General features: G+C 51.2%; 16 protein-coding genes. 2 read left to right on the top strand and 14 right to left on the bottom strand.

Annotated features, from left to right (window positions below; genetic code table 11):
- Window positions 1-194 precede the first annotated feature (194 nt).
- The 9 genes from KQJ23_RS03395 to KQJ23_RS03355 all read right to left on the bottom strand — a co-directional run bounded on the left by KQJ23_RS03395 (window position 195) and on the right by KQJ23_RS03355 (window position 12,776).
- Window positions 195-689: a GNAT family N-acetyltransferase gene (locus tag KQJ23_RS03395; RefSeq protein ID WP_216477266.1), complete on the bottom strand. Its 495-nt coding sequence runs from the start codon at window positions 687-689 to the stop codon at window positions 195-197.
- Between the two features lie 82 nt (window positions 690-771).
- On the bottom strand, window positions 772-1,989 hold the full coding sequence (locus KQJ23_RS03390; RefSeq protein ID WP_216477265.1) for an MFS transporter: 1,218 nt from the start codon (window positions 1,987-1,989) through the stop codon (window positions 772-774).
- A 304-nt stretch (window positions 1,990-2,293) separates the two neighbouring features.
- Window positions 2,294-4,588, bottom strand: coding sequence for a glycoside hydrolase family 3 N-terminal domain-containing protein (locus KQJ23_RS03385; protein WP_216477264.1), 2,295 nt, complete (start codon window positions 4,586-4,588; stop codon window positions 2,294-2,296).
- 24 nt (window positions 4,589-4,612) lie between these two features.
- Window positions 4,613-7,732, bottom strand: coding sequence for a beta-galactosidase (locus KQJ23_RS03380; RefSeq protein ID WP_216477263.1), 3,120 nt, complete (start codon window positions 7,730-7,732; stop codon window positions 4,613-4,615).
- Window positions 7,733-7,775: 43 nt separating this feature from the next.
- Window positions 7,776-8,975, bottom strand: coding sequence for a M20 family metallopeptidase (locus KQJ23_RS03375; RefSeq protein ID WP_249529471.1), 1,200 nt, complete (start codon window positions 8,973-8,975; stop codon window positions 7,776-7,778).
- A complete protein-coding gene (locus KQJ23_RS03370; protein ID WP_216477262.1) occupies window positions 8,972-9,442 on the bottom strand; it encodes a RidA family protein in 471 nt (156 codons plus the stop codon). Before KQJ23_RS03370 ends, KQJ23_RS03375 begins: the two co-directional genes overlap by 4 nt.
- Before the next feature lie 35 nt (window positions 9,443-9,477).
- Window positions 9,478-10,842 carry an alpha-L-fucosidase gene (locus KQJ23_RS03365; protein WP_216477261.1) on the bottom strand — a complete coding sequence of 455 codons (1,365 nt, stop codon included), beginning with the start codon at window positions 10,840-10,842 and terminating at the stop codon, window positions 9,478-9,480.
- A gap of 101 nt (window positions 10,843-10,943) precedes the next feature.
- Window positions 10,944-11,819, bottom strand: coding sequence for a carbohydrate ABC transporter permease (locus KQJ23_RS03360; RefSeq protein WP_216477260.1), 876 nt, complete (start codon window positions 11,817-11,819; stop codon window positions 10,944-10,946).
- A 27-nt stretch (window positions 11,820-11,846) separates the two neighbouring features.
- Window positions 11,847-12,776: an ABC transporter permease gene (locus tag KQJ23_RS03355; protein WP_044481115.1), complete on the bottom strand. Its 930-nt coding sequence runs from the start codon at window positions 12,774-12,776 to the stop codon at window positions 11,847-11,849.
- A gap of 370 nt (window positions 12,777-13,146) precedes the next feature.
- Here KQJ23_RS03355 and KQJ23_RS03350 point away from each other — a divergent pair, with 370 nt between their 5' ends.
- Together KQJ23_RS03350 and KQJ23_RS03345 are read left to right on the top strand one after the other, a co-directional pair.
- Window positions 13,147-15,408 (top strand): AraC family transcriptional regulator, encoded by a 2,262-nt coding sequence (locus KQJ23_RS03350; protein WP_216477259.1) that lies wholly within the window; start codon window positions 13,147-13,149, stop codon window positions 15,406-15,408.
- A gap of 162 nt (window positions 15,409-15,570) precedes the next feature.
- Window positions 15,571-17,079: an extracellular solute-binding protein gene (locus KQJ23_RS03345; protein WP_216477258.1), complete on the top strand. Its 1,509-nt coding sequence runs from the start codon at window positions 15,571-15,573 to the stop codon at window positions 17,077-17,079.
- A 103-nt stretch (window positions 17,080-17,182) separates the two neighbouring features.
- On the opposite strand, the gene KQJ23_RS03340 is transcribed toward KQJ23_RS03345, so the two are convergent.
- The 5 genes from KQJ23_RS03340 to KQJ23_RS03320 all read right to left on the bottom strand — a co-directional run bounded on the left by KQJ23_RS03340 (window position 17,183) and on the right by KQJ23_RS03320 (window position 24,601).
- Window positions 17,183-19,255: an alpha-glucuronidase family glycosyl hydrolase gene (locus tag KQJ23_RS03340; RefSeq protein ID WP_249529470.1), complete on the bottom strand. Its 2,073-nt coding sequence runs from the start codon at window positions 19,253-19,255 to the stop codon at window positions 17,183-17,185.
- Window positions 19,256-19,340: 85 nt separating this feature from the next.
- The gene (locus tag KQJ23_RS03335) at window positions 19,341-20,897 is read right to left on the bottom strand and encodes a glycoside hydrolase family 43 protein (RefSeq protein ID WP_216477257.1); all 1,557 of its coding nucleotides are present in this window, start codon (window positions 20,895-20,897) and stop codon (window positions 19,341-19,343) included.
- A gap of 3 nt (window positions 20,898-20,900) precedes the next feature.
- Complete coding sequence (locus KQJ23_RS03330) at window positions 20,901-21,860, bottom strand: carbohydrate ABC transporter permease (protein ID WP_216477256.1); 960 nt, start codon at window positions 21,858-21,860, stop codon at window positions 20,901-20,903.
- Window positions 21,861-21,862: 2 nt separating this feature from the next.
- Window positions 21,863-22,822 (bottom strand): ABC transporter permease, encoded by a 960-nt coding sequence (locus KQJ23_RS03325; RefSeq protein ID WP_216477255.1) that lies wholly within the window; start codon window positions 22,820-22,822, stop codon window positions 21,863-21,865.
- Window positions 22,823-22,906: 84 nt separating this feature from the next.
- Complete coding sequence (locus tag KQJ23_RS03320; RefSeq protein WP_216477254.1) at window positions 22,907-24,601, bottom strand: type 2 periplasmic-binding domain-containing protein; 1,695 nt, start codon at window positions 24,599-24,601, stop codon at window positions 22,907-22,909.
- Window positions 24,602-24,698: the final 97 nt, after the last annotated feature.

Below are 24,698 nucleotides of genomic sequence, written 5' to 3'. Positions count from 1 at the left end.
AGTCATTCAAGAGGTGATTCGACATCGAATCTTGTGTTCACCCTTGAAGTCCGGTACTCATGTAGGTTTTGCCTACACTCCGTTCCTCCTTCTTCAGGTTCTCACAACCTTCTCGGTGCTGAAAAGCCGTTTTATTGAACCCGCACTTATAGTAGAGGCTTACATTTTTTCTTCTTTTAAATATAACGATATCCCTAGGTTTGTTCAACCGGACTCCACATGAGAATATCATCAACATACTGTCCGTCCAAATGAAATTCCTCGACCAGTCTGCCTTGCTCTTGAAAGCCGCATTTCCGGTAAAAGGCTACCGCATCAGGATTGCTGGAGAGCACCCGGAGACTCAGCTTGCGAACTCCCTTTGCTGCAGCCAATTCCTTCACGGCCTCCATCAGCTTTTGGCCAATGCCCATCCGCTGACAGCCTGGATGAACGGCAATATTAATTTCAAGCACATGTTTGTTGCTCTCAAGCGGGGTCGGGTGGTCAAATCCCAGGTATCCGCAGATTTTGTCATCCATACCTGCAACGAGCTGACTTCCGGGGGGGCATTTCCGCATGAACTCCTCCCGGTTGTTCCACCGGACGACGGATGGCGTATTATTTCTTTGCCACACGAGATGATCCAGCTCCATCAACTCTGATGCATCCTTCATCTGCGACAGACGAACCCACACTGAATTCGCCATTCCATCACCCCCCTTCCATAGTCTTACTTCAGATTATACCTGAACCGGTCAAGCTTATGGAGGTTGTTCAAAAAGGCATCCTTTAATCAACGTCAAGAGACAGCCTCGCATCACGGTTCAATCTTGCATGCACCAGGAAGAAGACGACCGACAATACAGCGGTGCCCATCGCCAGCCATGCCACCGGAATAAGTCCGTTCCAGTCGAACAGCATACCCATCGCGTAAGGGCCAACGACTTTGCCTGCAACGCCCATCCCGCCGACCACGCCCAAATAGAACGGTGCCGCCTTACCGGAACGATCCGAAATAAATGCCGGGATTGCTGGAGAAATCAGCATTTCGCCAAAGGTCGTAAGGATCATTGCCAGCACCATGCCCGGATAATTGTGCAGGGTCAGAATCGTGACATAGCCGAGAAAATAGAAGATCGCACTGGCCGTCAGCTGTGACTCCGGGGAACCGGCAAAGGTCCGCTTAATCCACAGGATGAACGGTTGGCCAACGAAGATTAACAGTCCATTGAGCGTCCATAATATACTATAATTCCACTCCGGCATTCCTTTACTTATCGTATAAGGGGATACCCCGTTATTCCAGATACAGTTACCAAACCACAGGAAGAAGGAACCGATTCCGATGAACAGATAGATCGACATATTGCCTAGCAGCAGTTTTGTTCCAAGCCCCTCTGGCGCCTGCTTGCGTTTTTGCAAATGCAGAGGCCCCTCGTCTTTTTGAACTCTGTTCAAATAAATCCAGAAAAAAACAGCAAATGCCGCTGATGTAGTTCCGTTCAAAATAAAGCTCATATGATAAGAAATCTGCGCCAAAAACCCGCTCAGCGCCGTTCCAAGCGCCACACCGATATTATTGGCAACATAAATAATGTTGAATAGTTCAGCGCGTCTCTCGGCAAACCGGAACCCAATAAAGGCCTGGATTGCCGGCATAGACATCGCATTAAAGAAGCCCACCATCCCCATTAGGGCAATGAACAGATGCCAATTGCCGCTTCCCACCGGAAGCAATACCAGAAATACCGCGTTCAGCAGGGTTCCCCCGACAATCAGCTTCTTGACGCCCAGCTTATGATACAGCGATCCGCCCAGTACTTGTCCGGCAATACCTCCTAATGACATAACCAATAACACCAGCCCGGCATCTGTTACGGTCCGGCCCAGAATCTTGAATACATACATCGTGACCAACGGCCACATCAAGGATCCGCCCATAGAACTGATCAGACTGGCGACTAGAAATATTTTCACTTCACGCGGATATGACTGCAGCCATTTCAAAGTATGTTCCCCCTCTATCCGTCAGGTTATCAAAATCCGTATATGAAATCTCTAAAAAAGAGGCCTATTCGGCCTCTTAACCTGTCGCTTGCTCGTAACAGTGAATAAAAGCTATTTTAACCCGGATTATCCTAGTATCGCTCAAAAGCGCAGAACTGCGCAAGTACATTTATTGACGCTTTAAATTGAATATTAGTGAAGCTGCATTTTGAATAAAAGATTGAAGGGAAGTTGCAATAAGCCAAGCCTAATAAAGACAAACAAACGGTGCCAACGGCTACTGCCGCGGCACCGCATATTCTGGTCATTCAACCGTCAATCGTCCGACTAATCCCTCTACACTGCTCGGGCCGACGATAATATCGAAAGCGCCGGGTTCAACAACAGGCTGCAAATCAAGTCCAACCAATTCAAGCTGCTCACGGTTAATGACAAAGCTGACTTCCCGGGTCTCGCCAGGTTCAATCTCGATCTTCTCAAACCGCTTGAGTGCCTTCTCCGGACGCGTCACGGAAGCGGCCAGATCAGATACGTACAATTGTACGATTTCCGCTCCTGCTACTGTTCCGGTATTCGCCACCTGAACCCTGACCGTAGCTTCGCCAGCGTCGTCGATCACAGCAGGCTCAATCCGCAAATCCCGGTATTCAAAGGTGGTGTAGCTTAGGCCATAACCAAATGGATAACGGGGAGCGAGATCGGTCTCCAAATAGCGCTTGCCGCGCGTACGCCGGGAATGGTAGTAGACCGGAAGCTGGCCCACTTCCTTCGGAATGCTGACTGACAGCTTACCGGAAGGATTGACATCTCCGAATAAAATATCGGCAACGGCATGTCCTCCTTCCTGGCCGGGATACCAAGCTTCCAGAATGGCATCTGCATGCTCATCAATCCAAGGCTCCGTAATCGGCCGTCCATTGATATACACTACAACAAGCGGTTTACCGAGCTTGCGCAGCTCCTGCACCAGTTCCAGTTGCACTCCCGTCAGATGAAGGGTTGTACGGTCAATACCTTCGCCGCACTCCATATCGTTCCAGCTATTGTCCGTGACATTGGACGCTCCTGTCCGCAGATCGATCGACCCTTCGCCAAAATCACGGGCACTTGAGCCTCCGACTACAACGACTATAGCATCTGCCTTGATCGCCTGCTCCATCGCCAGCGGGAAGCCATCGCGGTCATCGCCTCTCACCCGGCAGCCAGGCGCATACAGAATTTCCGTCTGCTCTGCTGAAAGCTTCTCACGCAATCCGTCCAGCACAGTAACAATCTGCTCTCTGCGCTGCGGCGACGTATAATCGCCCAATTGATGGTATGGAGCGTGAGCATTCGGGCCAATAACAGCCAACTTGCTGAGCTTGCGCGAGAACGGCAATGTGCCCTGCTCATTCTTTAACAGCACGATGCCTTCAGCAGCAACACGGCGGGCCAGCTGCTTGTGCTCAGTTCGCCCAATCACGGCCTTGGCTCGCTCGGAGTCCGCATAAGGCCGCTCGAACAACCCCAATCTGAATTTCATTTCCAGCACGCGGCCGACGGCCAAATCCAGGTCGGCTTCATCCATCCAACCTTGTTCTATAGCTGAATCTGCGTATTTGTTCAGCATTTCGCCCGACATTTCCATCTCCACCCCGGCTTTAAGGGAAGCCGCTACTGCTTCTTCTCCTGTTGCCGCCGTGTTATGCCCATTGACCAGCATGTTGATGGCCCCGCAATCGGTAATGACAAAGCCGTCAAAGCCCCATTGCTCGCGAAGTACATCATGCAGCAAATAGCGGTTGGACGTACAAGGGACACCGTCAATTTCATTGTACGCAGGCATAACCGAACCAGCCCCCGCCTCCACAGCCTTACGGAATGGATATAGGTCAATCTCATGCAGCTCACGCAAGCCAATATGGGCCGGCGCCCCGTTGCGTCCCCCTTCGGAGCTGCCGTAGGCCGTATAATGCTTCAGGGTAGCCATGACACTATTCTTCGCTGCCAGATCGTCGCCCTGAAGCCCTTCCACTGCGGCAACGCCCATTTCGGCCACCAGCACGGGGTCTTCCCCGAAGTTCTCCTCTGTCCGTCCCCAGCGCGGGTCCCGCACTACATCGAGGACCGGGGAATAGGTGGTCGCCCCGCCCTGTGCCCTTGTCTCCGCAGCTACGGCTTGGCACATCTCCTTGAACAGGGCCGGATTCCATGTGCTGCCAATCGTCAGCGGAACCGGGAATACGGTCGCCCCGATGGCCATATGTCCATGGGAGCATTCCTCGCCGAACAGAATCGGAATGCCTAGCCGTGTCTGCTCGATTGCATATCGCTGAATCGTATTGACAGCCTCTGCCCCCTGCTCCGGGGACAACCCGGTTTCCAGCGTGACGCCTGTCCATGGGTCAGCTCGCAAAGCCCCGTACAATGATCCTACGCCGCCTGCTTTCAACTGCTCCTTAAAGGCCTCCGTCACCTCTACGGTTCCATCCTCCAGCTTGCGGTAGCACTTCCAGCCAAAAGGCTGAACGAGTTGCCCGATTTTCTCGGCCCTGGTCATCTTGGATAACAAATCCTGCACGCGTTCCTTCACGGGAAGTGAGGCATTACGATAACTCATTCGTCAACATCTCCTTTAGTCTAGTTAAACTCGCTCGATATGAACCTGATCCGGTCGATACACAGCCAGTAGTTCCCCTTGCTTGTCTGTAGCGAACATAACGGTCCGCTCGCGTTCTACAATAAACCGGTAAGCCGACTGCACCTCGGGATCTCGAACCGCAATCTCCGCATCTGCTCCAAACTCCGAGACAAAAATATAAAGGTTGGCCTGTTCGAAGCTTAACTTGCGTCCATAAATGCCAGGCAGTTCCCCGCCCTTAAGCCATTCCAGCTCACTGGCCACGCCACTCTCAGCTAAAGCATGCCGGTAGGCGGCAATGATCGGCTCATCCCGTTCATTCAATTCCAGCGGCAGCGGGTTGTAAATCAGCTTGCCAGCGCCCAGGCTTACTACGACTGGCGACAACGCACTTCCCGGCTTGCTGTCGTACGTGGCTGGACGCTCTACGACCAGCGTATTAATCTTGCGTTCTCCGAAGGCTACCCGGTGCGCAGCTCCATCCAGTTCCAGCGTCTCTTCCCTCAGCACATTGCCTTGGTGCAACTCGCCCAGTTCCTCTCGCAAGCGATCTGCGGTCTCTCCCCAATGGGCATCAAGACGAATCGGACCATTCCACAGGATGGTAGCACCCTGCTCCGCCAGCGCGATCAGGTCGGCAAAAGCCTCATCGTCAAAGTTATGCGCACTTGGCACGATGATCAGCTTGGCTGGCTGCTTGCGCAGTTCAGATAAGTGATATTCTCCGATGCCACGTGGATGCACGTTCATCACATGCGCAAGGGTGCGGATCGCCTTGGTCGTTGCTCCATAAGCCAGCGGTTGATTGGAGAAGTCATTGGAGTACGGATAGACCACCGCTACCTCCTCCAGCTTCCGACCCCTGAACCTATGTCCAATCTCGCCCATAAAGCTGCCAAAATCATAAGATACATCAGCTTCCGGCTTCTGCGTTCCATCGGCGCGCAAAGCCCCTATGTTGGATTCGTTGGCATTATTCATGTAGTAATTGATATTCCAAATCCATTGCACGGCACCAGCCCCTCCGGTCGAGAAGGCATACGCATATTTGCGCTCAAGGATGTTGCGCAGCTCGGCTTCCGTCCGCTTAGCGCGTCCATCCGGATGCTGGATATGCATAATGCCCGTTTCCTGCACCAGATTGGGCTTGCCCGGCGTCTTTGTGAACAGGCCGTCCCAGGCCAGATGATCGTTTTGCCACCAGGAATGCACCGTCGTATAGTCAACCTCCTGGGCGTAGAACGACGGAGAAGGGCGCTGTGAGCAGATCCCTTCATCCTGTCCGACCGTCGCCAGATGCTCCGGATTAATGCGTCTTAAAGTACCGATCAGTTCGGAAGCCCAGCGATTGTGCATGTCCATCGTAAACAACGTAAAGTCCAGCCAACGCGCCCATTTCTTCGGCTGCACCACGCTGCGAAATACCTTGTCATCCGGGTCCGGCGCTTGAGCGGAAGCAAAATCGGGCAATTGCTCAGGCGTCATATTCCAGCGCTCCTGCAGAGCCGCCAGATCGCCCCCGTAACGCTGATTCAGCCATTCTGACCAAGCTTGCTGCTCATAAATGTCACGTGCGGTAACGGGACCCTCGAAGATACGGGCCGGATCGAACAGACTCGGCTCGTTGATCAAATCCCAATGCACATTGGTCGTCCCTTGCTGACGAGACACAATGGCCGCAATAAAACGTTTCTGCGCTTCAAGCGAACGAGGGTCCAGGTATGGATTAACGCCTTCCCAGCTTTCAGGAGCAAAGGAAAAGAAGGTGAACGTCACTTCTAGCTCAAACCGTTTGGCCGTTAAAATAAAGGCATCTATCGCGCGTAGCGCATCTTCAACAGCGTGGCCGTCGGCAAACATAATCTGGCGGTAGCCCGTCCAAATGCCTGTGCGGATCAGGTTGATGCCGGCCCGGCTCATTTCGCCCATATCCCGTTCCCAGCGCTCTACGTTCGGCAATTGCAGAAATTTACGCGAAACATCAGAGGTCATATAAGTCATACCTACAATTGGTACGGGCTTGCCGGCCCGTTCGAAGTAATCCCGGCCCGCCTTTAGCGGCTCCCCGCTTTGCAGGAGCTCCCGGTTCATGCCCCAGAAGGCTTGGTTAAGCACCCGGCGCTCTCCCTTGGCCGATAAAGCAGAGGCTATGACCCGGTACAATCCCGGCTCGGCGGCCAGCTTCACCGGAAGGCGAACAGGTTGCAAATCTGGAACAGCTCTCCCTGCTTCAAATTCCAGGCTGGCTGTCCAAACGGGCTCATTCTCCCCGTCCTTACGGACCTCCAATTCAAAGCTCCAACGGTTCTTCGCTCCGGCTTCCGTGCGAGAAAGGGCTTGCAATTGCAAGGTGAGCAGCGGCTGTTCTCCAAGCTCGTAGCAAGCGTAATTAGGCTTGAGCCAGATTTCTGTCACGCCGTAGCCTGCGAACAATGCCAGCTCCCGAAGCACATCTGCCCCCTCGGCACAGCCAACAATGGCCGGAATCTCCTGATTCACGAGCACCCAGCGTCCGCCGGCGTAAATACCTTTGTTCTGCTCCATAAGTACAACGGATGCAGCGCGCTCGCGCCCGGTAGCATCCACGCCGATCAGCAGCGGTATAATGACCGAGTCCATCGGTCCACATGATCCCATCTCAGCGGGAATGTCGCTTGTTTTGCTCGGATGCAAGGTGAGTCCCCAAGTCGGCTCAATGCCAAACCAGCTTTCTTTACCGCTTAGAACGGGGAACTCCTCCCCGGCTTTTTGGGTTCGAACGTGAGAGACATCAACAGGCAAGGCATCATGGATATCCAGCATTTGATGGTAGCCTACCTGCTCACGTTCTATGCGCCAGTCTCCTGTGTCCGTCTGTACCGCCGGCCGGCGGAATGGAGCCCCGCCCGTATACAGCAGGCCGCCACCGGACTGGAGATGAGCACGTACAGCCGTCCAAGCCTCCTTGGGGAAATGTGCACCATGCAGCCAGACAAGGGTGTCCCACTTCTTCGCTTGCAGCCTGGATGCCAGCCCTTCGGCATCAACCACCTCGGCCCAGGTGGACACCGCCGTCAGAAATGAGGCCTCCGGTCTCTTGCCTTCAAAAGGAAAGGATTGATCGTAAAATAGCAATATGTTCAATGCGGACCCGCCTTCCGGTTTATAACTTTTAGGACTGAATAGATTATTTAACACTCAATATCAAATCGCGAAGGGCGCAAGCCGCCTGCTCTACTTGAGACAGCTCGACCCATTCGTCCTGCGTATGCGCTTCCGAAATATGGCCAGGGCCGAACACCACGGATGGCACAGCTGCTCTGACCAGCTTGCTGGCATCGCTGCAATAGGGCGCCCCCTGGATGCTCGCTTGCGGTTCATACGTCTGCGTTGCCGTCAATAAATAGCGAACGATCGGCTCATTTTGATTCGTCTCCATGGCATAATCGATTACAAACGGCTCGCTCAAGGTTAACTCCAAGCCTTCGGCATCTGCCAACTGTTCCAAATCGCGTTTCATTTCCTCGTAGACCCCAAACGGCTCTTCGCCGGGAACGGTACGCCGGTCGACCGTGATTCGGCAATGCCCAGGCACCGTGTTGGGGGCGATGCCGCCCTGGATACCGGTTACGCATACCGTCGGCGGACCCGTCAACGGGTGAGCGCTTTTCGGATAACGCCGCTCATGTAGCTCGCTCAGAAATGACAGCACCTTACTCGTCTGGTCAATCGCATTAACCCCTTGTGCCGGATTGGAGCTATGGCAGGCTACGCCGTTGACATCGACGTAAAAGCGGCAACAACCCTTATGCGCCGAAATGATATCAAGACCTGTCGGCTCGCCCACCACGGCACCAATATACTCGGCAGCGTTTGCCCGAATCCGTTCCGCAAGAGCGGATACCCCGATATAGGTCGTTTCCTCATCGACAACCGCCGCAAGTTCAATCGTCACTTCCGGACGGATGCCAGCCAGCGCCAGCACTTCAATTGTGGCCAACATAGCGGCCAGTGAAGCCTTAGTATCACAGGCTCCCCGCCCGTACAATTTACCCTCCTGTATCGTGCCGTCGAAGGGAGGAATGGTCATGCCGACGGTCTGAACCGTATCCATATGGGCTTCCAGCAGCAGCTTGCGTCTACTGCGGCCGGGCAGTGTGCCCAGCACATTAAAGCGCCCTTCGGCCACTAGCTGACGTTCAGCAGGTAAATGCAGGCGATGCAGGAATTCCTCCACGTAGCGCCCCAATTCAGCTTCTCCTGTCCCGCCGGGAAACGCCGGATTCACACTCGGGATACGGACCAACTGCTGCAAAATTTCCGCAACACGACTACCGTTGATGTCGGGCACCATCTGCCCGCTGTCACCTTTACTCAGGCCACTCATTTCTCCCCATCTACTTCCACAATCAATTCAATCTCAACCGGGGTATCAAAGGGCAGCTCGTTCGCTGATAACGCGGAACGCGCATGCTTGCCAGCATCGCCAAATGCTTCTACCAGCAAATCCGAAGCTCCATTAATCACGAACGGTTGCTCCACAAAGCCGGGAGCGGAGTTGACGAAAGCCAGCATCTTGACTACCTGCTTGACGCGGTCCAAATCTCCCAGCTCAGCCTTCAGCACCGTCAGCAGGTTGATTGCCACTTGACGGGCTGCTTCATACCCCTGCTGTACCGTGAGTTGAGTGCCTACCTTGCCCGTATACATCAAGACGCCGTTCACCCGGCAGTCATTACCGGAGGTATATACCAGGTTGCCTGTCTGCTTGGCTGGCACATAATTGGCTACGGCAGGCGGAACCTCGCCCAATACGATCCCTGCTGCCGCCAATCGTTCTTCTACCATGCTCATAACTGCTTCCTCCTCAGAAAAAGGATTTATTGATGCTACCGCTCACGTCCATCGACATATACAGATCCTCCACGGCGCTCCCGAGCCCAGGCCGCCACGCGTTCGGGATCCCCTTCCCACAGGCGGTACTCTCCCCAATCATTCGTGGTGGGTTTGCCGTCACAGGTGATACGAATGACCGGGAACAAACGTGTTGGCGCTTCCCGTGGCAATCCGTTAATGATCAGGGTGTCGCCATCCTGCTCGAACGGCAACGATTGCCCTGTCGTCAGCAATTCCACGTCAAGCACACGGCTTGTCAGATCCGCCAGTCTAAGCTCAGGTCGTCCATCCCAGAAACGTATAATCAGGTACAGTTTGTTGTCCTTCATCGTCTGGCGTCCTCGGGTAATGAATTCCGTCAGCGAACCGCCATCCGTGCCATAAATGGCCTCGCCATGTACATCCAGCCAGCGGCCGATTTCAAGCGCACGTTCCACAAATTCGGGTGGAAGCTGCCCATCGGCGGTTGGACCCACATTAAGGAGCAGATTGCCTCCGTGTTTGCCACCCTTTTCCGCACATTCGCACAGCATATCGAGCAGGACATCTGTATTGCGCCAGCGTTCGCCAATCACATGACTCCATAATCGCCAAGTCGTTACCTGGCAAGATTCCCACAGACGGGTCGCTTCCGAAGCGATAGCGTGTTCAGGTGTGCCGAAGTCACCCAGCGTATCCGAATCCCCTGCACCAATGCCGCCATCCGCCCGATGGCCTTCGATTTTATTGGAATAACCTAGTCTGTTGTTAATAATAATATTGGGCTGAAGCTTACGCATTTCCTCCAGCAGCTCTACACTTTGCAGGTCATCCGCATTGCGCGGCCATACCCCGTCAAAAAAGAAATGGTCGATTTGCCCATAGTTAGTGAGCAATTCCTTAACCTGGTTGTGCAGATACGTTCTGACTCTCTCCCAGCCCTCGGGATCCTTCTGCGGACCGTCAAAGTAAGCAGGCAGGCGCCAATCGATCCAGGAATAATACAAGCCCACGCGTAGTCCCGCTTTGCGGAAAGCCTCGGTATATTCCTTCACAAAGTCGCGGTCGGCGGCTTGCTTGGCGCTGCTGTAATCGGTATAGGCACTATCCCAAAGACAGAACCCGTCATGATGGCGAGTGGTGAGACAGGCGTATTTAAATCCCGCCTTCTTTGCGGTATATGCCCACAATTCTGGATCGAAATGCTCCGGGTTCCAGGCACACGCCTGCTTCGCATATTCCTCATGATTTAAATGCTCGCGAAACAGCACCTGCTCGCCCCGTCCCCATTGCGCATAAGGACCCCAATGAATGAACAAACCGTAGCGACTTTCTGTAAACCATTTCCACTTATCAGGTACAACAAAAGCTTTTCTCACTCTGCCTCAATCCTTTCTTCCCGTATCGCGGGCGCTTCCATTCACTGCGATTCCGCCTACTATAAATTTGATTGTCCGGAGAAGACACATCTACCGGATCATTATCCTTTAACAGAACCGATCAAGAGGCCTTTGATGAAGTAGCGCTGCAAGAAAGGATAGAACAGCACCACCGGACCGATAGTCAGAATAGCCGTGGCCATTTTGACCGATTCCTGCGGCATCGTGCCAGTGCCGGACAGTACGCCGCTGCTCTGCATCTGCTGAATCATATTGATCTCGGAATTCAGCTTGAACAGCAGGTATTGAAGCGGATACAATTGCTGATTGTCTACAAGCATGATGGCGTTAAACCAGTTATTCCAGTAGCCTATGCCATAGAACAGCGTAATCGTCGCCAGTACGGGCATGCACAGCGGAAAGAATATGCGAAATGCAATGTAAAAGTCGGTTGCCCCGTCTATTTTGGCTGCCTCGGTAAGAGACACCGGGATTTGAGACATGTAGTTTCTTACTAGAAATAGGTTGAACGGGTTAAAAATCAAAGATGGTATAATAAGGGCAAAAATCGTATTTTTTAGTCCCAATTGCAGATTGATCAGATACCAGGGCACCAGGCCGGTGTTGAAGACCATGGTAATGAAGAAGAATATCGCCAAATGGTTACGGTATTTGACGTGCTTGGCGGACAGGGTATAGCCTGCCATTCCTGTCATCAGGACTGCCGCGGTTGTACCTACCGTGGTAATGAAGATAGAGATCATATAGCTGCGATAGAGCGGTGTGTTGCCAAACAGCAGCAGCTTATAAGCGTCGAAGGACAGCTTATCCGGAATTAACTGATAACCGAATTGCTTGATACTGGCTTCGTCCGTAAAGGACACCATCAGCACCAGCAGCATCGGCAGGATACAAAGGATGGAGAACAAGGCAATAAAGGTATAGTTGGCGAGATCGAACAATTTAGGCTTTTTCATATCGGTACGCCCCTCTCCTTTCGTCGATTAGAATAAAGCATGATCCGGGTTGATTTTGCGTACTATTTTGTTGCTGCCCCATACGAGGATAAATCCGACTACGGACTGATAGAGACCGACAGCCATGGCTTGAGCAGGGTTGCCGATGGTGCGCAGGGAACGGAACACATATGTGTCAATGACATCGACCGCCGGATAGAGCACCCCGTTGTCCTTGATAATCGCGTAGATCATATCGAAGCTGCCATACATGATCTTGCCAAGCGCGAGCAAAGAGAGAATGATGATGGTTGGCATCATAAGCGGTATTGTAATTCGCCAGATCAGCTGCCAACGACTGGCTCCGTCGATGCGGCCTGCCTCATAATACGTGTCATCAATCCCGACAATTGCCGCCAAATATATTACCAGATTCATGCCGACATCCTTCCAGACGGCAGCGCTTACTAAAATCGTAGTCCAATATTTTGGAGTCGAATACCAGTTGATGGGATCAAGACCTACCCAGCCAATAATTTTGTTAATGACGCCGTAATCGGTCGAAAAGAGACTGTAGATAACGTAGCTGACGATAACCCATGACAGGAAATGCGGAAACAAAATTGTAGATTGCGTAATTCTGGAAAACAGCTTGCTGCGCAATTCATTGAAGAGAATGGCAAGCGCCATTGCAACAACCGTACCGACCACAATAAATAAAAAATTGAGCTTAAGGGTGTTGAAGGTTACCTCCCAGGCTCTGGGCGACCGGAAGAAAAACTCGAAGTTCTCAAGTCCGATCCACTTGGAGTTGAACAGTCCCGTCTTGAAGTTGAACTTTTGGAAAGCGATTAACATATACGGCAAGGTAAAGTAGCCAAAAATAAGGGTGTAGATGGCAGCCGGTATGACAAGCAAGTAAGCGGAGCCATTCTGTCTTATTTCATGAAGAAAGCCTCTATTTCTTTTGGTGTGCATAATAAATGATTCACGTCCTTTCCCTCGGTTGTAGTTGCTGATCTGATTCAAGTGTAAAAGGGGCTTAACCGCCGGTAAACTTTGAATAGTGGATGATATCGGGTTTGAATGGGGTAAATTCAGCTTCAAAATTGGGCATCAGCTTCAAGTTTGAGCAATGCCCTGAATCGAAGAAGGAGTTGGCAATTGGCGAAAAACCTTGATTTGTCAGGCTTTTTCCCGGCAATGCTTCGTTATATGGGTAATTCTGGAGAGAGAGCTGGCTATTGAACTATTTCAATAAGGACTTAAAATAAGAAACAACAATAATTAAAGCGCTTACTTCTGGCTGGCATCATGTTTTAAAGCGGAATAAAGGGGGAGATGACAGATGATTAGACAAAGACTGGTACGTTATTCTGTATACCGCAACATGTTTCTAAGTTTTGTGCTGTTGACGGCAGGAATTATCGCCCTGGTGACCGTAGTATTATTTGCCCTGTTTTCCTGGAGTACCGCGCGCGAGGTCGGTAATATATCCGAATCCATGCTCAAGCAGAACAGCGCGGTATCAAGCGTGATCAAAGATGAAGTGTATAATATCGGGAATTCGCTGCTGGCTGACCAGCAGGTGGTCTCGGCTTTATTTGATAGCAATAATGATCAATTAAAACGCTATCATGCGATGTTCACCCTGCGGCGGATGCAATCGACTTATCCTTATATACAATCCATCGGACTGTATAACGGCTTGACGGATTCATATATGAATACGACGGGCATTTCTCATGATCAGGAACGGCCGCTGCTGCAGCAAATCGTGCAGAAAAACAGCTCGTATTTCAACTTATTTCCCAGAAAAGTGACCGTCCCAGGCTCCTCAACGGACCGGCAGGTACTGACGTTCGTTCTTCTTCCCAGCTATTATTCACTGATGCCGGATCAAGGGGCGATTCTGATCAATATTGACTCGGAGTATATTCAATCGCTGATTGGCGGATACAAGAATGGAGCTGCTGATGAACTGTTCGTGGTCAATGCGAAAGGCCAGGTATTGACGCATTCCGAGTCGGAACGCTTTCTGACCGATATGTCCGAAGACGCCAACATTCAACACATCCTGGAAACGGAGCAGGAAAGCGGTTATTTCACGGACGGCAAGCATCAGCTTGTTACTTTTGTGAAGTCGCCCGATTTGGACTGGATGTTCGTCAGCGTCAGCGATTATAAAAATTTATTGTTTAATATGAATTTGCTCAAATGGTCCGCACTAGGTCTGGCCATCCTCATATTTGCTCTTAGTCTTGGCGTCTCTCTATGGCTCACAAATCATGCTTACAATCCGCTTCGCCATTTGCTCGATAAGATGCTTCCTGCCGGCAAGACGAAAATGGGCAATATGCGGCTTAACGAATTTGCGTTGCTGGATGACAGCTATTCGCAATTAAAGGAACGTCTATCTGCTATGGAGTCAGCAGCCAGCAGGGGGCAGCAAGCGGAGCTGGTGCAGATGCTCAAGGGAGGAAACCCGCTTCAATATGAGCGGTTCAAGCAGCAGTTCCCGGCAAAGCGGTACTCAGTGATGGTCATTCTAGTGGACAAGCTCAGCACCTTCCGCAATAACCGGGATGCCGAGACCAGATCCTTCGCCTATGCTTCGATCTATAAAATGGCCGAAGAGATACTTGGAGACAATGAAGCCCGGCTGGCTATCGCCGAGGAAGGTATGATTGCAGGCGTAATCAAGGCTTCAGACGGGCCTAACCCGACGCAGCCGGGCAGTGCATTTATGGAATTGCAAAGCCGGATTTACGAGCAGCTGGGAGTGTCCGTCACCATCGGCATCGGCTCTTCGGCTCATGAATATGATGATCTGTGCGCCTCCTTCGAGAAAGCCTGTACCTGTGTGCAGCAGCGCTTCCTGCATGGAGCAGGCCAAATCCATTTTTATGGACTGGACGAGGATGTATCCACGGAAAGCAAGGGATATCCGTATAAATATGAAACCAGCATCATTGATGCGATTAAATCGCAGCAGCGTTTTCGTCTGAATCGAGAGATCGAACAGTGGCTTCTTGGCATCAGGGATTGCGAGTATCATGAAGCGTTATTTTATATGAATCAACTGGTTGGAAGCTTGTATCGGCAATTCCATGCAAAGACACTGCGTGATCATACTGTATCGGCCTCCTTCTCTCAGTTCATTCACCACATCGATGTCTATGAGACGCTGGAGGAAATCGGTGATTCCCTGAAGGAATTAGCCCATCGCCTGTGCGACGAGATGGAAGAGGCCAGCAATACGCGCTACAAGAAAATCGTGACAGATATCAGAATGTTTGTGGAAAAGCATTATATGCGCCCTGATCTTTCCTTAGAGATGGTTGCCAGTGAAGTCAGTTTATCACGAAGCTATGTAGGTAAATTGTTCAAAGCCCATTGTCAGATTTCCTTCAATGATTATTTGAATGAGGTTAGGCTGACCAAAGCGAGGGAGCTGCTGATCTCTAGCGATATGCCTGTACAGCTTGTCAGCGAACAGGTTGGCGTATACAACACGACTTACTTTTACACCTTGTTCAAGAAGCATTACAAAATGTCTCCGGCTCAATTCCGCCAACAAGAAAATGTAAGCACCGGTGCGGTTCAATAACTAAATATCGGGTTTCAAAATCGGGCAATCCCCAAATTGAAATCGCTTTCTTGTTTATAAAAAGAAGAAATCCTTATTATTGAAGTATACGCGCCGCTTTCCCCTCCTTTATATTAGGCCTAGCAACACTCAAACCACATACACGGAAGGGGATGCTACACAATGAAGCACTGGAAACGATGGCTTGCACCAATCCTGATTCTCACTTTGATTCTCGCAGGTTGCTCGGGAGGGAATAAGAACGCGCAAGGAAACAGCGGGGGAGAAGAAAGCGGAACAACCGCCGAGAAATTGCCGGTTCGTTATTTGCTTCCCGGCAATGAGCCTCAGGGCCTGAGTGAGGTAGTAGATGCAATTAATGCGAAGCTGGAAGCGGACGGACTCAATCTGGTTTACCAGCCGACCTATATCGCTTGGGATGCCTGGGACCAGAAAACAAACCTGATGATGTCCACGGGTGAAGAGTTCGAATTGATTGCCATTATGCATGATACCAAGGGCCCTAACGTTCTGGCCGGAAACGGGGGCATCATTCCGATTAATGACTTGTTGGATGAGTACGGTCCAGTACTGAAGGAAAAGCTGCCAGATTGGGCTTGGGAGTCTGTGAAGACCGACGGCAAAATTGTAACCGTTCCCAACTTCTGGATTGACGTGGCAATGAACGAAGGCATGATTACGTTCCGGGTGGACATGCTGGAGGAATACGGCCTACAGCCGCCAACTACAACAGACGAGCTGTTGAATGTGGCTGAAGTGTTCCAGAAGAATTGGCCGCAGGATAACAAAGACGTATACATCAAGGTGTTGACGGAGCCGGCTAACCACCTGCATACAACATATGAAACTTATCCGTTCACCGTGATCGATACGCTGATTTATGTCGATCAGGAAGGCAACGTCAAGCCTTGGCTGGAAACCGATGAATTCAAGAAGGACATTCAGTTTATGAATGAGGCCTACAAGCGTGGCCTGATCATGAAAGATGTATTGACGGCTCCGGCTGAAGTGATCAATCAGGAAGAGTTGGCAGGACGCTATCTGTTCCGCCCGGGCGATGTAGGCATTAACGACGCCGTACGAGAAACGTTCCCGGGAGCTCGCAACGACGCTTTCTATATGAACGACAGCATCAAGTTCAGAGCGAATGCGCTTCGTAATTCCAACGGTGTATCGGCTACGTCTCCTCACCCCGAAGCAGGTATTCAGTTCTTGAACTGGGTGTTCAGCGATCAAGCAAACTTCGACCTGGTTCAAAGCGGTATCGAGGGCGTGCATTGGAAAAACACCGGCGATCATAAGAAAGACATCCTGGCCACAACAGACAATGGAGCACCTGTATATGAGCTGGCCAACTGGCTGCTCGGGCATGTAGAGTTCAACCGATATCCAAGCAATATTGAAGATGGCCGTTTGCAGCGCCGTACTACCATTGCCGAGGATGCAATCAACAGTGTCACCATCGGCTTCAATTTCGATCCCTCAAATGTTGCGAGCGCCTACGCCAACAGCATCGCCGAATTAAAAACCAGCATCTATCCGCTGATGTATGGTGTAGTCGATTATGAATCCTTTTTCCCTACCGCTCTTCAGAACATGAAGGCAGCGGGGATGGATTACGTGGTAGAAGAGTATAACAAGCAATTTCAGGAATGGCGCAGTAAGCAATAGCCGGGCATGACAGAGGGGCTGTTCAGAGGTATCAGCGAAAGCTGATTTCTGGGCAGCCCCCATTTTACAGGCACAATCACCGGCTTAGCCGCCGGATTTCATATTAATGGATTGTTCTTCCGTGCTCATCTGGCACCCCGGATTTACGGTAGAAGTATGTGTTGATAACATCACGCCAATGCTTGGCGTGTTCAGCCTGCTCCGCGAACCGGTCTGCAGCGGCCTTATGACGGACGGCGTCCACGCGGCCTTGGAGCGAATCCCAAATTTCCCGTAAACCATTCGCCGATTCTGCCCCGCTGAAATGCGTATCGTAGATATGCTGGATAACGGTTTTACCGGAATGCAGCACATGTCCGTAAGGAACATGATGGAAGAAAAGGAGCAATTCGTCCGGGCAGTCTTCCAGCGACTCGTATAACTCGCGATTCGGGCTGAAATATTGTCCAGAGTACCCCGTACCCGTTGCCATCGTCCGATCTACGCCGATCCCGCTACGGTCCGCGAAATGGTAAGTCCCCCAGCGGGAATACTCATAACCGTCCACGTCAGGGCCATAATGGTAATGCGGCACAACCATCCACCCCACCCCTAAAGGTGCTGTATAGCTCTCGTAAATCGGCCAGGAAGTCATGAGCATTTCCGTCACTTTGCCGATGACCTCCCGATCGCTTCCAAACGTAAGCTGCGCCCACTCCCGCGCAATTTCCCCGGCAGAAAGGCCTGGATTCCAGATCAGACGCCCGTAGCCGTACAAGTTCGCCTGCGCCAACGGGTGACCGGTCCAGCATTCATCGTCCCCGATATTGGATACTGCGGCCACGCCGCTGTATTTCATGCCGGACAGCGAGCCGGACACGATCCGATTCACCAGCTCCTTGCCTTCTTCGCCTGCATGCGTGTCGAAATCCAGCACCTGCTTCCACTGTGGAACCAAATAGCATAGATGCCTTTGCTGCCCGGTGTATTCCTGTGCAATCTGAAACTCGATGACCTGGTTGGTAGCGCTCATCGTTCCGAACAACGGCGATACCGGCTCCCGCACCTGAAAATCCATCGGTCCGTTCTTGATCTGCAGCAGCACATTGTCCTTGAACTTGCCATCCAGCGGCTTGAAATGGTCATAAGCGGCCCGTGCCCGGTCCGTGGATCTGTCCCGCCAGTCCTGCATGCAATTGTAAACGAAGCAGCGCCAGACTACGAGCCCGCCATACGGTTCAAGCGAATCCGCCAGCATATTGGCCCCGTCGGCATGATCCCGCCCATAAGCGAACGGACCGGGGCGGTGTTCCGAATCCGCCTTTACAACGAAGCCGCCAAAGTCAGGGATATGCCGGTAAATCCGCTCGCTCGTCTCTTTCCACCATTCCCGGACCCCCTCGTCAAGCGGATCCGCGGTATCAAGTCCTCCCACCGCAATCGGAGCCGCGAAATTGATACTGAGGAACAGTGCGATTCCGTAATCCCGGAACACTGCTGCCACCCGGGCCACTTCATGGAGCCCAGCCTCGGTAATAAACCCGGTTTCAACCTCATGAACATTCACATTGTTGATGGAGATCGCATTGATCCCCACAGAAGCAAGGAGCCGCGCATAATCGCGGACACGCTCCAAATCCTTGAGAATCTCCCCGTCCTTATAAAAGATAGACCTTCCCGAATATCCCCGTTCAATCGAACCGTCCGCATTGTCCCATTGATTGACCATTCGCAGTTGATTGACCGGCTGCTCCTCTATCGCCCATTGTGCAGGCCTGAAGCCGAGGGAGATTCCTCGAAGCAGGTGAAAAATACCGTAGATCATTCCTGCTTCTGAAGCCGCAGTGAGCTCAAGCCTTTCCTCGTTTGCAGATAATACGTATTTGAGCGAATAAGCATCCCGCCCGGTTTCCCATCTCCGCCGGTCAGCGCCGCGACATTTCTCGTCTGAATGAAGCCGAATCCATAGATAAGGCCCATCACCGCTCGTGGAGATTTGGTCCATAAACTCAGGAGTTACGCCCAGCATCGCATTCGCGCCTGCTGAAAGCTCCCGAACGGCGGCCGGAGAAATCCTCGATATTCCTCCTTCGACCACGATCCGTTCCAGCATCCCCTTGTACAGATTGCAAAGTTCAGATGGGTTTGGTTCACTATACTGCAGCCAAGCTTTATATAATGTGCTTTCCGTCTCCATTTCAGGCTCCCCCTGCTATTTCCTATTTACTTCCTGGCGAGAGCGGCCACTCGGTTAGGCATGAATTCATATCTCTGCCTCCCCTTTATCCGTTCCAGGTCTCGAACCAGTCAAACTGAGCCGCTCCGGAAGAGGGCTTGCCGTTCCCGCTGGCATACACCCCGATCACCACACCGGTAAAGCACATTTTGTTCACGAAGTCTTCCGGGGATAGCCCCCTTGCGGATCCTCCGCCGAGCAGAACCCACTCCTGCCCGTCCAGAGAGTACAGCAGCGAATAATCGGTGACACTCGTCCGAAGTTTAAAAAACACCCTTTCTGTATCAACAGGAACCTCGGCCGCCATTCTTGATACGCCTCTTTCAGTCAGTCTGGCGCCAACAAACTTCTTGCCGCCCTCTTGCCTCAGGAAGATTTCATAGTGGGCGTCTTCATCTCTTCTGGCGCAGAGCCCGGCCTCTTCGCCGTCACCGATCGTGCCATATTCAAGCAAAGTGCTCCATTCCGATTGCAAATGCTGCTGTCGTCTTCCGATAAAGGTAATCTGGCCGACATCGTTCAGCCCGGCGGACTGGCCATGCAAGGTCAGCCAACTGCTCCGCTCCTTTAAAGACCAGCTGTCCTTCGCCGGGTTGCGGAGAAAGGTCCAGCCGTACGGAAGCTCCGGTCCTTCGAAGTCATCCTTGCCTTCAAAAACTGCCGCCCGAGCGGACAGCGACTCCTCCGCTCCCCCCGGCAGCCGAGGCACGCTCATTTCCAGGTTTACCGTACCTTCATTGTTGTCGATCATCGGCCATCCCTCATCATTCCAGGTTACGGGAGCGAGAAAAGTCTCCCTGCCGAGTACGCTGTATCCTGAATCGACGAGCCGGACACCTAGAAATACGGCCCACCAGTCACCTTTTGAATCTACGGTCAGATCCGCGTGGCCCAAATACTGAATCGGATGCTCTATCCCCCGATGTGTCAGAATCGGAGGCGGATACAGCTCGAACGGCCCGTAGGGATTCGCGCTCCTGCCAATGATTTCCCGGTGGTCCTTCGCTGTACCGCCCGAGGCCGTCATAATATAGTACATGCCTTTTATTTTGTACAAGTGCGGGCCTTCCGTCCAAGGACCGCCGTCCCCCCTCCAAATGACTACCGGCTCCGACAGCGCATTCCCCGTGGCAATGTCGATCTCGTACTGGATCGCATGAGAGTCGTAATCCGCGCCCTGCTGGGCCGTCACGTAAACCTTGCCGTCATCGTCGAAGAACAGGGACGGGTCAATACCGCCGTACGGCACCATGATCGGATCTGACCAAGGGCCGGCAGGATTCGAGGCCGTTACGTAAAAATTACCGATCCCGCGCACATCCGTCGTAATCATATAGAACATGCCTTCATGGTATCTCAGTGTGGGCGCATAGATGCCGTCCGAGCTGCGGCGGCTGCGAAGATCCAGTTGGCTTCCCCGGTCCAGGACATGACCGATTTGCTTCCAATGCACCAGATTCCGGCTGTGAAAGATCGGTACGGCCGGGAAATATTCAAAAGTACTGCAGATCATATAAAAGTCATCCCCGGCCCGAGCGATGCTCGGGTCGGGGTAAAATCCCGGCAGGACCGGGTTTGAATAGCTTATCGAGTTTATCCCCATGTTTTACTCCTTTACGCTGCCTACGTTAAGACCGACGACGAAGTACTTCTGCATGAATGGGTACACCAGCAGAATCGGAACGGACGCAACGACGGTAACCGCAGCCCGGATCGAGATCGGCGTTACCATGGATTGAGCAGCCTCCTGCGTCATTCCGGCTCCCGCAGCAACCGAAGGGTTGTTGTTGGCATTCATACTGGACGATAGCAGCTTCATCAGTTCATATTGCATCGTACTGAGTTCTTGTCTCGAGGAGGTGTAGATAAATGCATCGAACCATGTGTTCCAGGCTCCAACGGCGACGAACAAGGCAATTGTAGCCAATACCGGCTTGCAAAGAGGGAAAATAATCCGCACAAAGATTTTAAAATCCCCGGCCCCGTCGATCCTTGCCGATTCGATCAAACTTTCCGAGATCGTTCCGATATAAGTCCGAATAACGATCATATTGAATGCGCTGATCATCGATGGAATGACATATACCCAGAATGTATTAATCAAATGCAAATCCTTCATCAGGAAGTATGCCGGAATTAAACCGGCGTTAAAATACATCGTCAGAATAAAAACCAAAGTGATCGGTTTGCGGAATACGTATTCCCGGCGGCTCAGCGTATAAGCCAGCATGGTGGTTAGCCCTAGATTCAGCAGGGTTGAGAGCACTGTTCTTGCCACCGAAATCCCGAAGGCATTGTAGATCGTCCCTGAGGCGAATACCGCCTTGTAATTCTGCCAAGTAAATTCTCTCGGCCAGAGATAAATGCCGCCGCGGATCGTATCGTTCCCCGCATTGAAGGAAACAACGATCGTATTCAGAAACGGATATAACGTGACTATAACTAGACAAAGCATGAATAGGGCATTAAAGGTATTGAACAGGATCGGCTCAATACTTCTCTTTCCGACAGGTCTGGTCACTGCGGCAGCAGATGCTGGCCCAGGGCTGATGGTTTGGTTTGCCATAACTATAACAGCCTCTCTTCCCCTAGCCGTTTGGCGACTCCGTTGGCAATCAACAGCAACGTTACGCTAACGACCGTTTTAAATATACCGGCAGCAGTAGCTAATGAATAGTTTCCTTGAGCGAGCCCGTATTTCAGTACGAAGATGTCGATCGTTTGCGACCAGTCGACAATAAGACCGTTGCCAAGTAAATATTGGATTTCAAAGCCTGCCTCCAGAATGTGGCCGACCTGCATAATCAACAGAATCACAATCGTAGGTTTAATGCCCGGCAATGTGACATGGAACATTTTCCGGTAGCGGCTTGCTCCGTCAATATCTGCAGCTTCATAAAGTGCCGGGTCGATCGACGCCATCGCAGCCAAATATATAATCGTATTCCAGCCGACTTCCTTCCAAACATGCGACGCTCCGACGATTCCCCAGAAATACTTGCCTTCGCTGAGCCATTGGATCGGCTCGTTGATCAGGTTCAGCTTCATCAGGAGATCATTGATGATGCCGTCCGAAGCCAAGCTTGTCGCTACAATCCCGGTTACTATAATCCAGGACAGAAAATGCGGAAGATAGGAAATCGTTTGTACGGTTCTTTTCCAAAGTACTTTTTTGATTTCGTTCAGCAACAATGCCAGTATAATGGCTGTTGTAAAGCCGAGAATCAGATTGATGACACTCATAGCCAGTGTATTTCGCAGTACCTGCAGGAAGCTGTCGTCTTTAAAAAGGAACTCGAAATGCTTAAAGCCTACCCATTTCTGCTCGCTAAAATCTCTAGCGGGCTTATAGTCCTGAAAAGCCATGGTCCAGCCCCAAATCGGAACATAGGCGAACAATATGATATACGCCAGTAACGGTACGGACATGTATATCAACTGACTCTGATCTTTGATAAGGGACCAGGTAATCTTCTTTTCTTTTTTTGGCTTCTGGACGGCTCGATCTTCTTTCAAGGTCTGATCCATAGTTTTTTTCTCCCCAAAACCTGTTATTTTCGAAAGAATGGAAGGCAGATGAACGCCTTCCATTCTCCGTTTAAAGTCAAAGCCTTATTTCACTGTCCAGGTATCTCTTCTCCATTGCAGCACTTCATTGATTCGATCCTCGTAAGCCTTGATGTTGAGCTTGCCAATTTCGCCAACGTATTCATTCCATACACTTTCGAATTCATCCGGCTTTGCGAGAATGGCCTTCGGCAAGTACTTCGTAGATAATTCGTTTTGCTTCGTGTTGACGATTTTTGCCTCGGAGCTATCTATCAAGTCTACAGACCATGCAGGGTAAGCCACTTCATTCTCAGGCGCTTCACTGAAGAAATCGACATAGCTGTTAAAGCCATATTGCGCGAGGAAGTTCTTGTCGTATTCTTCTAAGCCAGCTTGATATTCTTCCGGTTGAGCGGCAGCATCCGTGGAATTCCCATCCGAGAATTTGCCTTGCATTTTTGGAGCTCTGCCATAGAAGGCATCGGCTTTGTTAGCCAGCTTCCAGGTTCCGTCGGTAAAAGCATCACGTTGTTCTTGCGTTTTCATGAAACGGCCTTCTTCATTGACAATGTAATCTTCGCCTTCAATACCCCAGGTGAAGATTCTTTGCCAATCTTCCTGAATCAACGTATCCAACAGTTTGATGATTCTTATAGCTTGTTCTTCGGATGCATTGACTGTAATCCCGAATCCGTTGTCCAGGTTAAGTGCCGGACGATCCTTATAATGGTCTCTTGTGCTTTCATCATATACAAGCGGAAGACCAACATATTGTCTTTCAAATCTCTTCTGAGTCGTCAGCGCGTCCTCTGCACTTTGGAAGTTCCAGTGCTGATCAAACATACCTAGAACTGCGCCGCTAGAAATTTTCGCCATATACTGGTCGTAGTTTTGAGTAAATGTCTCCTTGTCGATGACGCCGGCCGCATTCATCTCGTTCAGCTTTTTGTAGTATTGTTTCGCATAATCCTTATCCGCGAAAATTTCAGCTACTCCATCTTTAACAACTACGCCGCCGTCATTCGGGTGACCGATCAAGTGCTGCGGAGCATTGAACAGCCCCCAGTTTCTCCAGTCATAGTTCAGAATTTCAAAGCCGATCGTCGGGGTTCCGTCGATATCCGGATGTTTTTCCTTATACTGCTTAATCAAATCAAAGTATTGATCCAACGTTTTCACTTGAGGATATCCGGCTTCCGCCAAAACGTCCTTTTGGATCCAGAAGGCAGGTCCTGAATACCAAGTCGTATCGGGGTCAGCATTATAAACACCATAGTTAGGAAGGGTGTAGATATGGTTGTCATTAGGATCTTTCATCATGTTCCAGTACTTCTCGTAATGCTTCTTCAAATTCGGAGCATGCTCTTCAATCAAGTCTTCCAGCGGAATAAATGCGCCTGCGGCCTTCAATTTCTGATTGTCCGTCATCATGTCCGGATAATCGCCGCCTGCGATCATAACGCCGAGCTTTTGATCAATGTCGCCTGCAAGGAACTCAAATTTGAAGGAAGCTCCCGTTTCCTCTTTTATCAACTTGTAGATCTTGTTGTCAGGTGTCGGTTGTTGGCCGGCTTCACCGATAAACACCGAAATTTCAAACGGTTCCACCCCGTTTTCGGAATTCTCTCCGGATACCTGTCCGTTATTTCCGCTCTTGGCGGCTTCCTTATTGTTGCCGCTGCAAGCCGACAAAACCAGACCGAGCGAGAGCAGCAATATCAGGCTCAACCGGAATACCGATTTTTTCTTGCCCCCCATTTAAAGCACCTCCATATTGATTTAGTCATTTGGGTTTGTAAGCCCTTTCAATGACTCATCTTCATTGTAAAAGCGCTGCCAAAAGCGAACTATAACA

Source organism: Paenibacillus brevis, from assembly GCF_018919145.1.
GTDB classification, from domain to species: Bacteria; Bacillota; Bacilli; order Paenibacillales; family Paenibacillaceae; genus Fontibacillus; species Fontibacillus brevis.
Note: the sequence above shows the minus strand (reverse complement) of the source record. Positions and strands in the feature narration are given on the sequence as shown.

Bases quoted from the DNA above. Each gene is read 5' to 3' on its own strand.
- KQJ23_RS03395 (WP_216477266.1), bottom strand. From the start codon at position 689: ATGGCGAATTCAGTGTGGGTTCGTCTGTCGCAGATGAAGGATGCATCA.
- KQJ23_RS03385 (WP_216477264.1), bottom strand. From the start codon at position 4,588: ATGAGTTATCGTAATGCCTCACTTCCCGTGAAGGAACGCGTGCAGGAT.
- KQJ23_RS03375 (WP_249529471.1), bottom strand. From the start codon at position 8,975: ATGAGTGGCCTGAGTAAAGGTGACAGCGGGCAGATGGTGCCCGACATC.
- KQJ23_RS03370 (WP_216477262.1), bottom strand. From the start codon at position 9,442: ATGAGCATGGTAGAAGAACGATTGGCGGCAGCAGGGATCGTATTGGGC.
- KQJ23_RS03360 (WP_216477260.1), bottom strand. From the start codon at position 11,819: ATGAAAAAGCCTAAATTGTTCGATCTCGCCAACTATACCTTTATTGCC.
- KQJ23_RS03355 (WP_044481115.1), bottom strand. From the start codon at position 12,776: ATGCACACCAAAAGAAATAGAGGCTTTCTTCATGAAATAAGACAGAAT.
- KQJ23_RS03350 (WP_216477259.1), top strand. From the start codon at position 13,147: ATGATTAGACAAAGACTGGTACGTTATTCTGTATACCGCAACATGTTT.
- KQJ23_RS03345 (WP_216477258.1), top strand. From the start codon at position 15,571: ATGAAGCACTGGAAACGATGGCTTGCACCAATCCTGATTCTCACTTTG.
- KQJ23_RS03340 (WP_249529470.1), bottom strand. From the start codon at position 19,255: ATGGAGACGGAAAGCACATTATATAAAGCTTGGCTGCAGTATAGTGAA.
- KQJ23_RS03335 (WP_216477257.1), bottom strand. From the start codon at position 20,897: ATGGGGATAAACTCGATAAGCTATTCAAACCCGGTCCTGCCGGGATTT.
- KQJ23_RS03330 (WP_216477256.1), bottom strand. From the start codon at position 21,860: ATGGCAAACCAAACCATCAGCCCTGGGCCAGCATCTGCTGCCGCAGTG.
- KQJ23_RS03325 (WP_216477255.1), bottom strand. From the start codon at position 22,822: ATGGATCAGACCTTGAAAGAAGATCGAGCCGTCCAGAAGCCAAAAAAA.
- KQJ23_RS03320 (WP_216477254.1), bottom strand. From the start codon at position 24,601: ATGGGGGGCAAGAAAAAATCGGTATTCCGGTTGAGCCTGATATTGCTG.